This is a genomic window from Neisseria sp. N95_16 (assembly GCF_002551535.2).
GTDB classification, from domain to species: Bacteria; Pseudomonadota; Gammaproteobacteria; order Burkholderiales; family Neisseriaceae; genus Neisseria; species Neisseria brasiliensis.
In genome coordinates this window covers 21,712-32,979 of the sequence record NZ_PDBT02000023.1, presented here as the reverse complement: position 1 = coordinate 32,979, position 11,268 = coordinate 21,712, and the positions used below count along the sequence as shown (strand labels likewise).

The window sequence follows — 11,268 nt, the reverse complement described above, 5'->3', positions numbered from 1 at the left end:
AAACTTTTGCTCTGAAATTTTGCTGAACTTTTGATACTTATTTTTTAGTTTCATATTAGGAGCTTATCAGGTTTTTTGATGATTTTGCTTCCTAAGCCCCTTCCCTATTATATGCCATATGAAACATAAATCCTTTACTTCCCCAGAGAGGTTACAGCGTAAATTTATTTTTCATAAAATTCAACCTATTGAGCAACTTCTTTATCTCTAATACAATATAATAAATTTCAAGTTAAATCTTAAGCAGTAATTTAAATTTGTACTCTGGGAAGGTATAGATTTAAAACACAAGGAGTGAAAAGTCCAATATTAAACAGCATTTTATCTCAACTCATCCAATCCTGGTAAATATTGTATATTATGTTAGGGGCTTAGGAATTTTTTATTTGGTTTCTAGCTAAGAATACGCTTAATGTCGGATACAAGTATCCGACCTACTCTTTATCATCAAATTCACAAATAAAAAGCAGCTTGAAAACATCAAGCTGCTTTTTTCAATGAAGGTTTACTTCATTTTATTTGATACGCATGTCGCCGGTTTCAACAAAACGTTGGTGCCATGACAAGGCTTCCATCAACAGGTGTGGTGTGTGTAGGCCACCTGCTTTTTCGGCGCGGTCGTAGTAGTCACGCAACATGTCGCGGTATTCTGGGTGCGCACAGTTGTTGATAATCAATTGAGCGCGTTGGCGTGGTGATTTGCCGCGCAAATCGGCCATACCTTGCTCCGTAACGATAAACATCACGTCGTGTTCGGTATGGTCGTGGTGTGAAACCATTGGTACGATACATGAAATCGCGCCGTCTTTGGCCACAGATGGCGATACGAAGAATGAGAAGAAGGCATTACGGGTAAAGTCGCCTGAGCCACCGATGCCGTTCATCATTTTGGTACCCATCACGTGGGTGGAGTTTACGTTGCCGTAGATGTCGGCTTCAATCATAGCGTTCATGCCGATGATGCCCAAGCGGCGGATGACTTCAGGATTGTTGGTGTATTCCATCGGGCGCAGAATCAGTTTGTCGCGCAGGAAGTCGATGTTATCGTTAAAGCGTTGCAATGCATCCGGGCTGAATGACAAGGCGGTGGCTGATGCGTGTTGCATTTTGCCGGCCAAAATCAAGTCTAACATACCATCTTGCAATACTTCGGTGTAACCGGTCAAATCGTCAAACGGTGCATCCAACAAGCCCGCCATCACGGCATTGGCGACGTTGCCGACGCCTGATTGCAAAGGCAGCAGATTTTTCGGCAAGCGGCCTGCTTTGACTTCGTGGCTGAAGAAATCGATGATTTGCGCGGCAATCGCTTTTGAGTTTTCATCAGGATCAGCGAATTTGCTGTTGCGGTCACCCGCGTCGGTCAACACGATGGCGGCGATTTTCTCTTCCGGACATTCCAAATAAGGCGAACCCACGCGGTCGAACGGGCCGGTGATGGCGATTGGTTTGCGGTGCGGCGGCACACCGATATCGAACACCACGTCGTGCATGCCTTCCAATTTGGCATTTTGTGCGGCGTTAACTTCAATAATAACTTTTTTCGCGGCTTTCAGCGCTTCGTTACCGTGGCCGATACCCATGGCCGGAATCAATTTACCTTCTTTGGTAATACCGGATACTTCGATAATCGCCAAATCAAAATCGCCATAGAAACCTTGGCGCATTTGTTGCTCAACGTGCGACAAGTGCATGTCTTGGTAAGCGATGTTACCGGCGTTGATGCTGTTGCGCAGTGATGGGTCTGATTGGAAAGGATTGCGGAAATGCACAGCATTGGCAGCGGCCAATACACCATCACACTCAGGCGCGGTTGAGGCGCCGGTAATCATGCCGATACTGAATGGGCGGCCGGCAGCGTGTTCGGCTTTGGCTTTTTCTGCAATGGCAGTCGGCAGAAGTTTCGGATAGCCTGCGCCGGTAAAGCCGGTAATGGCAACATTCATGCCGTTTTGAACAAATTCGGCTGCTTGCTCGGCAGACATAATCTTGTTGCGCAAGCCTTCGTGCTGGATGCGTTCTTCTGCATTAATCATTTGCTTTCTCCTTTGGTTTGGATCTTGAGCGTGGTCGCTGTTTTTTAAACTAAAAATCGGCAATCTGTTTTTCAGACGGCCTTAAAATAACATAGTGCTACAAACTATATAACAAAGCTTTCAAAGTGTAAAGAATGCCGTCTGAACGGCTTAATGGAACGGGATTTTAGTGCCACCGCACACGACAAACCATTCTCCAAAGTAAATAGACGGCGCTGATTTTGGCTAAATCAGTTTCAGACGGCCTCTTCTTTTTAATGTGATTAATGACAAATGCTACTAGACGATTCCGCCACTTGCGTGAATAATACGCCTTTATTGAAATACTGCGGTTTTGATTGAACAATGAATGATTCCAAAGGTTTGCTGATTCGCTGGCTGATTGTGTGCCTGATTCCGCTCATCACTATGCTGGCTTTTGTGTTGATTCCGCCGCCGGATCATACGCAATATCTGATTAACGGCATTATTCTGGCTTGCGAAGCGACGTTTTTATTCAAATTCGTGCTTTTTGACGTGATTAAGCATCATTTGAAAGGGGAACTTGAATTAAAGCGCAAAACCATGTTGCTGTTTATCCCGATTGTGTTGCTGATTATTTATTTGGTGCATTACTTCGGTGGTTTTTAATACAAAAGGCCGTCTGAAAAAATTCAGACGGCCTTTGATACACCTTAAAGCAATTACAGGCTGTTGGTGAATGTGCGGGTAATCACGTCGCGTTGTTGTTCAGGCGTCAAAGAATTGAAACGCACAGCATAGCCGGAAACGCGGATGGTCAATTGCGGATATTTGTCCGGATTGGCTACGGCATCTTCCAAAGTCTCGCGGGTCAAAACATTGACGTTCAAATGTTGGCCGCCTTCCACTTTAGGACGCGCGCTCACGTCCAGCGGAATTTCTTTGTAAGACACTTCGCCCAAATCAGCCAAAGCCACTACAGCATCGGCTTGATAGCCACTCTCCTCTTTTGCCACCAAGCAACGGGCTTCGTTGGTGCTGTCGTCCAGCAACCAGAATGAGTTCAACAATGCTTCGTTTTGCGCTTGTGTAATTTGAATACCTTTAACCATAACTACCTTCTCTTTCATTAATGTAGAAAAAATCTTAATTCAGCCTTATTTTATACCCTATGCCCGAAAAGAAATTGATATAAATCAAGTTACAAAACACTACAGCTTAACTATTTAAGCAATTGTCTTTAATCGTTAAATTATCAAAATCTGATTTGGGTAACCGCATAATATTTTACCCCAGCACCATTGCTGATTTGTGAACATAATTTATGAATAATGAAATAATCAGGCCGTCTGAAAAAAAATCCTGCTGGCTGTTTTGCAATGTCATTGATAATTTCGGCGACATTGGTGTGTCGTGGCGTTTGGCACAGGCACTTCATCAAGAACTGGATTGGCAGGTGCATTTGTGGGTGGACGATGTGTCCGCTTTACAGGCGATCTGCCCTGATTTGCCGGCCGTTCCCTGCGTGCATCAAAATATTGCCGTGCATAAATGGGCGGCACAATCCGCCAATGATGTCACCACCCTGCCCTCGCCGCACATCGTCATCGAAACCTTCGCCTGCGACCTGCCGGAAAATGTTTTAACCATCATTCAGCAATACCGTCCCCTTTGGCTCAACTGGGAATACTTGAGCGCGGAAGACAGCAACGAGCGCCTGCATTTGCTGCCATCGGTGCAAGCCAACGGTGTGCAGAAATTTTTCTGGTTTATGGGCTTCAGCAAAAAAAGCGGCGGCCTGATACGCGAAGCCGATTTTTGCCAACGTATTGACTTTGATGCCAACCTGTTCAGACGGCATTATGGCTTACCCGCTAAAACTGCCGAAGAATGGTTATTGTTCGGCTATCGCAGCCCGGTTTGGGCAAGCTGGCTGGAAATGTGGCAGCAACACGGCCAGCCTATTACGCTGCTGTTGGCCGGTCATCAAATCATCGACAGCCTGAAAGCAGCGCAAGCCATTCCCCAAAACGCTTTACAGCACGCCTGCGATACATTTCAGACGGCCTGTGTCACGCTGGTTAGCATTCCTTTTGTGCCGCAACAAGATTTCGACAAGCTGTTGCAGCTTTCAGACGGCCTGATGATTCGCGGCGAAGACAGCTTCGTGCGCGCGCAATTGGCGGCAAAGCCGTTTTTCTGGCACATTTATCCGCAAGACGAAATGGTACATTTGGAAAAGCTGCATGCGTTTTGGCAGAAAACCGCGCCGTTTTATCCGCCCCATCTTATGGCCGCACATCAATCCTTATCCGATGAACTCAATGGTGCACATGAATTATCGGCCGAACAGCGTCTCCACGCTTGGCAAACGCTGATGGCACACCGAGAAGAATGGCAGCAAAGTGTCGCAGATTGGCAGAAATTTTTGTTTTCCCAACCAACCGCGCTGGAAAAACTAGCCAAATTTGTTTCAAATACGCTAAAATAGCGCGTTTATTTTGTAACTAGAATCTGATTGGAAACACACAATGAAAACAGCTCAAGAACTGCGCCCGGGTAACGTATTCATGGTCGGCAGCGACCCAATGGTGGTACAAAAAACCGAATACATCAAAGGTGGCCGCAGCTCAGCCAAAGTCAGCATGAAGTTGAAAAACCTGCTGACCGGTGCGGCTTCTGAAACCATCGTTAAAGCCGACGACAAATTCGACGTCGTGGTATTGTCACGCAAAAACTGTACTTACAGCTACTTTGCTGACCCAATGTATGTCTTCATGGACGAAGAATTCAACCAATACGAAATCGAAGCTGAAAACATCGGCGACGCATTGAAATTCATCGTTGACGGCATGGAAGACCAATGCGAAGTGACCTTCTACGAAGGCAACCCGATTTCTGTTGAATTGCCAACCATCATCGTGCGCGAAGTAGAATACACCGAGCCTGCGGTTAAAGGCGATACTTCAGGTAAAGTGATGAAAACTGCCCGCTTGGTTGGCGGCACCGAAATCCAAGTAATGGCGTACATCGAAACCGGCGACAAAGTCGAAATCGATACCCGCACCGGTGAATTCCGCAAACGTGCTTAATTATCTGATTTAAAATAAAAATAGGCCGTCTGAATATTTCAGACGGCCTATTTTTATTGATTCACACACGCGCCAATTCTTCACGCATTTGATCAATTACCGCTTTATAATCCGGTTTGCCAAAAATAGCCGAACCGGCCACAAAGGTATCCGCACCAGCAGCAGCAATCTCGGCAATATTATCCACTTTTACGCCGCCATCAACTTCCAGCGCAATGCGTCGGCCGGTTTCTGCTTCATATTTGTCTAACATAGCGCGCACTTGGCGGATTTTCACCAAGGTTTGCGGGATAAAGCTTTGTCCGCCAAAGCCCGGATTCACCGACATCAACAACACCATGTCCAAACGATCCAAAACATTTTCCAACCCGCTCACCGAAGTGGCCGGATTCAATACCAAACCGGCTTGGCAGCCCAAATCACGAATCAGGCTTAAGCTGCGGTCAACGTGTTTGCTGGCTTCTGGGTGAAAAGTAATGATGCTGGCGCCGGCTTTGGCAAAGGATTGAATCAAATCATCTACCGGCTCAACCATCAAATGCACATCAATCGGCACACTGGCATATGGTTTCAATGCCGAACAAATCATCGGGCCAAAGGTGAGATTCGGCACATAATGGTTATCCATCACGTCAAAGTGAATCAAATCGGCACCTGCTGCAATGACGTTGCTGACTTCTTCACCCAATCGGGCAAAATCGGCAGAAAGAATGCTCGGGGAAATACGATAGTGGCTCATAGATGCTCCAAAATTTAAAATTTGATGAGTGTGGCTGATGGTTGACGTTTATTTTAACGCAAATCAGCATATTATGTATTTATTTAAAATCTTAATGAATAAATGCAACGTTTCTGAAAAAATAATTACATGATTTATAACCTACTGAAAATAAAGCATACATTAGTGTTTGTTAATTTATAATTAACGATAATCCAACCCAAATTAACGCGTATGAAACCGCCGTTGACATGCATATCCGTTATATTGCATATGTATTCAAAATTAGGAAATTGCTGTGTTTGTTGTGTTGAAATCCCCTTTAGTTTTTCAGGTTTTATCGTTTGCTGTTCTGTTGGTGTGCAGTAGTGTGATTTATGCCGCGCCCCACGCTTCACAATTGGATGATTTTCATCCTAATTGCAATTTCCGCCAATTGAATCTCAGCCAAGAGCAGCATTCTGCGCTGCGTCGTATCCGCTCCGATTATAAAGTCGCCGCCGACAAAGCCTACAAAAAAGAACAGCGCACCGACCGCACACGCCGCCGCAACATTATGAAAATTTTGACCAATCCTAATTTTGATCAAAACAACGCGCGCGATTATGTGGAAAGCCGTTATCTGTCGCGCATGGATTTTGCCGTGGACGAATTGGCGATTCAACACCGAATTTATCATTTGTTAAGCCCGAGCCAGCGCCAAATTTGGCTGGATAGCTGCTTGCGCTAATTTTACCGAACAGGCAATCAACAAAGGCACTTTTTCAAGTGCCTTTTGTTTTAGTCGATTACCCGTTGCTCTGGCAAACGCCCTGCCCAATCACAGGCAAATTGCCATGCCGAGCGGCCGGATCGGTTGCTGCGCATTTGTGCCCACAATAAAGCTGCTTTTTTGGCAGTTTCATCGTATTCCACGCCAAAGTCGACCAGCCAATTTTCCACCGCCTGCAAATAATCATTCTGATCAAACGGATAAAAGCTCAGCCACAAACCAAAACGGTCGGATAAAGACACTTTTTCTTCTACCGCTTCTTTTTGATGGATCTCACCACGAATACCGGTCGTACCGCCGTTTTCATCCATGTATTCAGGCATTAAGTGACGGCGGTTGGACGTGGCATACACTAACACATTGCTGCATCGTTGCGATAAGCCGCCATCTAAAGTGGTTTTCAATGCTTTATAGGTTTCATCACCGGTTTCAAACGACAAATCGTCGCAGAAAATAATGAATTTTTCCGAGCGTTCGGCCAAAAGTGGCAACAATGCCGGCAGCGTGATTAAATCGCTTTTATCCACTTCAACCAAACGCAAACCTTGATCGGCATACTCATGTAGCAAAGCTTTCACCAGCGACGATTTGCCCGTACCGCGCGAACCGGTCATCAACACATTATTTGCCGGACGGCCTGCCAAAAATTGCTCGGTATTGCGAATCAAGCGCTCGGTTTGCGAACCGACTGCTGCCAAGCGGCTGAGGGGGAAAGTATGCGGATTGGGCAGGCTTTCCAATACGCCTTTGAGCCCTACACTTTGCCAGCGGTAAGCCAGCGCATTCCAATTAATGGCAGTTTGTTCTGACGGTAAAATCAAATCCAAGCGGTTTAATACCGCATCGGCTTTTTTCAAAAATTCAGTAAGTTCCATAGTTTTTCTTTTCAGACGGCCTGTTATTGATGTTGCGCCATCACGCGCAAAACGGTATCGACAATGGCTTGTGTTTGCGGGTCGATTTCAATATTGATTTCATCGCCGACTTGGCGCGTACCGAATAAGGTGCACTCTAAGGTTTCGGGAATTAGGTGGACGTTGAATTCATCGTCGGTCACGTCGCCAATCGTCAGACTGCAACCATCCAAGCCGACAAAGCCTTTGGTTAGGATATAAGGCTTCAAATCCGCAGGCAGGCGAAACCAAAGCGTGCGGTTAAATTCATTTTCATCAATGCGCGTAATCGTGGTGGTGGCCATAATATGCCCACTCATCACATGGCCGCCGATTTCGTCGCCAAACTTGGCCGCCCGTTCCAAATTGACCCAATCTCCTGCTTTCAGACGGCCTAAATTTGTTTTGGCCAAGGTTTCGTTCATTAAGTCGAAGCTGACTTGATTGGCCTCAATCTCGGTAATGGTTAGGCAACAGCCGTTGTTGGCCACGGATGCGCCGGTTTGCAGATTATCGGCCATATTGAGTGGCAGCTCGACGATGTGCGTGCGGAAATCAGGCGATGGTTGGTTTACCGCAACAATGCGCCCCATGCCTTGTACAATACCTGTAAACATTTTGATGCCTTGTTTTTTTGATTAATGCAATTGTAACGCAAAATTCAATAGGCCGTCTGAAAGCATGTATATTTTTCAGACGGCCTCTTTATTTATCCAAACAAAAAACCGAATCATCAGATTCGGTTTTGATCATTAGGCCGTATGAAAGATTACAGCGCGTCTTTCAATGCTTTACCAGCACGGAATTTAGGAGTTTTAGCAGCAGCAATGGTCAAAGGCTCGCCAGTTTTAGGGTTGCGGCCTTGACGCTCGGCACGTTCGCCAACGTAGAAAGTACCAAAACCTACTAAAGTGACAGTGTCACCTTTTTTCAGCACTTCGGTTACGGCATTAGTAGTCGCATCCAATGCTTTTTGGGCAGCCGCTTTTGAAATACCAGCTTCTTGAGCAATCGCTTCGATTAATTCAGACTTGTTCACAATCAGTCCCTTCCTATCGTTGAAAATAATGGAGAACCCGATGATTCGGGCTTTTCGTACTTTTGAGTACCTGTGTGCTTTATAGCAATTCTGAAATTACCATGTCAAGCGAAAAGATACGGAATTGCTTTATTTTTCAGGCTTTGCAAGCAAACCCGTATTCTTTTACAACACATTTACACCAAATCAGTGTTTTGTCGCTTTGGCTCTTGACGGCTTGATTTTCGGGCTTTCAGCCAAGGTTTCCACGTTTTCCAACGGAGCTTGCCAAGGCTGCGGCTGATATTCCAAACCCAAAGCCAATACTTCGTCAATCCACTTCACAGCATGAATTTCCAGACCGGTTTTCACGTTTTCCGGAATCTCTTCCAAGTCTTTGACGTTGTCTTTCGGGATCAACACATGCTTGATGCCGCCGCGCAATGCCGCCAGCAGTTTCTCTTTCAAACCACCAATCGGCAATACTTCGCCGCGCAGGGTAATCTCACCCGTCATCGCCACATCAGCGCGCACCGGAATGCCGGTAAATGCGGAAACCATCGCCAAGGTCATGGCAATACCCGCGCTCGGGCCGTCTTTCGGCGTTGCACCTTCCGGCACATGCACATGCATATCTTGTTTCTCGTAGAAATTCGGTGCCAAGCCGACTGATGTGGCGCGTGAACGCAATACCGACCAAGCCGCGGTCACGGATTCTTTCATCACATCGCCCAGCTGACCGGTCGATTGAATGTTGCCTTTACCCGGCAAAGCCACGGCTTCTACGGTCAACAATTCGCCGCCAACTTCCGTCCACGCCAAACCGGTTACCTGACCCACACGGTTTTCATTCTCAGCCACACCGAAATCAAAACGGCGCACACCTAGATAATCATGCAGATTATCGGCATTCACCACAATCGCTTTCAGTTTGGTTTTGCGGGTTTTGGCTTTTTGTGCATCTTCTTTCAGTTGCACCGCCATCACCACTTTGCGGCAGATTTTGGCAATTTCGCGGTCAAGCGAGCGCACACCGGCCTCACGCGTGTAATAACGCACGATATCGCGTACGGCAGATTCTTCAATCACCATTTCACCATCACGCACGCCGTTGCGTTCCATTTGCTTCGGCACCAAATACTGCATTGCGATGCTGACTTTTTCATCTTCGGTGTAACCTGACAGGCGGATGATTTCCATGCGGTCAAGCAAGGCCGATGGAATATTCATGCTGTTGGAGGTGGCGATAAACAGGACATCGCTCAAATCGTAATCCACTTCGACGAAGTGATCAGAAAACGCATTGTTTTGCTCCGGATCGAGTACTTCCAACAAAGCCGAAGCCGGATCGCCGCGGAAATCATTGCCCAATTTGTCGATTTCATCAAGCAAGAACAACGGATTTTTCACTTCTGCTTTAATCATGCTTTGAATGATTTTTCCCGGCATCGAACCGATATAGGTACGGCGGTGGCCGCGGATTTCGCTTTCGTCTTTCACGCCACCCAAAGCCATGCGCACATATTTGCGGCCTGTGGCTTTGGCAATCGATTGACCCAACGAGGTTTTACCTACGCCCGGCGGACCGACCAAACACAGAATCGGTCCCTTCAGTTTGTCGCTGCGCTTTTGCACCGCCAAGTATTCCAAAATGCGTTCTTTGACTTTTTCCAAACCAAAATGGTCGGCATTCAAAACCAAATCTGCTTTGGCAATGTCTTTGATAACGCGCGTTTTTTTCTTCCACGGCAAATCTAGCAGCGTATCGATGTAGTTGCGCACCACAGTTGATTCGGCCGACATTGGCGGCATCATCTTCAGCTTTTTCAGTTCGCTCAAAGCTTTTTCTTGCGCTTCTTTGCTCATGCTGGCTGCTTTGATTTTGGCTTCCAAAGCATCCAATTCTCCACGCTCGTCTTCTTCGCCCAATTCTTTCTGAATGGCTTTGACTTGCTCATTGAGATAATACTCACGCTGCGATTTTTCCATTTGGCGTTTCACACGGCCACGAATGCGCTTCTCAACCTGCATGATGTCGAGTTCGGCTTCCAATTGACCCAGCAAAAATTCCATGCGGCCGACAATACTGGCGGTTTCCAAGATTTCTTGCCGCTGCTCCAGCTTCAATTGCAAATGCGCGGCAATGGTATCAACCAAGCGGCTGTTTTCACTGATGCCATTAATGGTATTTACCACCTCAGCCGGAATTTTTTTGTTCAATTTGGCGTATTGCTCAAATTGTGACAATAAAGTGCGACGCAGCGCTTCCACATCAGGATTGGCTTCGTCTTCATTCTCATTCACGGCTTCAACGTGCGACAAGAATAAATCGCCTTTGTCTTCCACCGTCAGCGCACGGGCGCGGCGCACGCCTTCTACCAATACCTTCACCGTACCATCCGGCAGCTTCAATACCTGCAACACTTGGGCAACCGTACCCATGCGGTGCAAATCTTTGGCAGACGGCTCTTCAATATTCGGATCCAATTGCGCCAGCAAAAACACCGGATCATCGTTGCTCATCGCCATTTCCAGCGCAGCAATCGATTTTGGGCGACCGACAAACAACGGCAGCACCATGTGCGGATAAACCACGACATCACGCAGCGGCAGCGTGGCCAGCGCGCTGTATTCCTCAAAATATTTGTTGTCTTCTGACATATGTGTATCTCTTGCGGTTTTGAATCAAGTTGCCTCGTAAGTTGGGCTGAAAGATTGGATTTCAAGACTTGAAAATCGGCTTAATGCGCATATTTGCCTGATAACCATTTTAAATGC

General features: G+C 46.6%; 11 protein-coding genes. 4 read left to right on the top strand and 7 right to left on the bottom strand.

The window, feature by feature from the left end:
* Window positions 1-515 precede the first annotated feature (515 nt).
* Window positions 516-2,036 carry an acetyl-CoA hydrolase/transferase family protein gene (locus tag CRG49_RS05490; protein ID WP_095502045.1) on the bottom strand — a complete coding sequence of 507 codons (1,521 nt, stop codon included), beginning with the start codon at window positions 2,034-2,036 and terminating at the stop codon, window positions 516-518.
* 345 nt (window positions 2,037-2,381) lie between these two features.
* Here CRG49_RS05490 and CRG49_RS05485 point away from each other — a divergent pair, with 345 nt between their 5' ends.
* The gene (locus tag CRG49_RS05485) at window positions 2,382-2,666 is read left to right on the top strand and encodes a hypothetical protein (RefSeq protein ID WP_095502044.1); all 285 of its coding nucleotides are present in this window, start codon (window positions 2,382-2,384) and stop codon (window positions 2,664-2,666) included.
* 53 nt (window positions 2,667-2,719) lie between these two features.
* On the opposite strand, the gene grcA is transcribed toward CRG49_RS05485, so the two are convergent.
* Window positions 2,720-3,109, bottom strand: coding sequence for an autonomous glycyl radical cofactor GrcA (gene grcA / locus CRG49_RS05480; protein ID WP_095502043.1), 390 nt, complete (start codon window positions 3,107-3,109; stop codon window positions 2,720-2,722).
* A gap of 212 nt (window positions 3,110-3,321) precedes the next feature.
* Between grcA and earP the strand changes: the two genes are divergently transcribed.
* Together earP and efp are read left to right on the top strand one after the other, a co-directional pair.
* Window positions 3,322-4,488, top strand: coding sequence for an elongation factor P maturation arginine rhamnosyltransferase EarP (earP, locus tag CRG49_RS05475; protein WP_095502042.1), 1,167 nt, complete (start codon window positions 3,322-3,324; stop codon window positions 4,486-4,488).
* 40 nt (window positions 4,489-4,528) lie between these two features.
* On the top strand, window positions 4,529-5,089 hold the full coding sequence (gene efp / locus CRG49_RS05470; RefSeq protein WP_095502041.1) for an elongation factor P: 561 nt from the start codon (window positions 4,529-4,531) through the stop codon (window positions 5,087-5,089).
* A gap of 61 nt (window positions 5,090-5,150) precedes the next feature.
* Here efp and rpe read toward each other — a convergent pair whose 3' ends face one another.
* Window positions 5,151-5,828, bottom strand: coding sequence for a ribulose-phosphate 3-epimerase (rpe, locus tag CRG49_RS05465; protein WP_095502040.1), 678 nt, complete (start codon window positions 5,826-5,828; stop codon window positions 5,151-5,153).
* A gap of 277 nt (window positions 5,829-6,105) precedes the next feature.
* On the opposite strand from rpe, the gene CRG49_RS05460 reads away from it, so the two are divergent.
* The gene (locus tag CRG49_RS05460) at window positions 6,106-6,537 is read left to right on the top strand and encodes a Spy/CpxP family protein refolding chaperone (protein WP_232727246.1); all 432 of its coding nucleotides are present in this window, start codon (window positions 6,106-6,108) and stop codon (window positions 6,535-6,537) included.
* Window positions 6,538-6,587: 50 nt separating this feature from the next.
* Here CRG49_RS05460 and CRG49_RS05455 read toward each other — a convergent pair whose 3' ends face one another.
* The 4 genes from CRG49_RS05455 to lon form a co-directional block, all read right to left on the bottom strand.
* Window positions 6,588-7,454, bottom strand: coding sequence for an ATP-binding protein (locus CRG49_RS05455; RefSeq protein ID WP_095502039.1), 867 nt, complete (start codon window positions 7,452-7,454; stop codon window positions 6,588-6,590).
* Between the two features lie 23 nt (window positions 7,455-7,477).
* On the bottom strand, window positions 7,478-8,089 hold the full coding sequence (locus CRG49_RS05450; RefSeq protein WP_095502038.1) for a riboflavin synthase subunit alpha: 612 nt from the start codon (window positions 8,087-8,089) through the stop codon (window positions 7,478-7,480).
* A gap of 152 nt (window positions 8,090-8,241) precedes the next feature.
* The gene (locus tag CRG49_RS05445; RefSeq protein ID WP_095502037.1) at window positions 8,242-8,511 is read right to left on the bottom strand and encodes an HU family DNA-binding protein; all 270 of its coding nucleotides are present in this window, start codon (window positions 8,509-8,511) and stop codon (window positions 8,242-8,244) included.
* 186 nt (window positions 8,512-8,697) lie between these two features.
* The gene (lon, locus tag CRG49_RS05440) at window positions 8,698-11,151 is read right to left on the bottom strand and encodes an endopeptidase La (RefSeq protein WP_095502036.1); all 2,454 of its coding nucleotides are present in this window, start codon (window positions 11,149-11,151) and stop codon (window positions 8,698-8,700) included.
* Window positions 11,152-11,268: the final 117 nt, after the last annotated feature.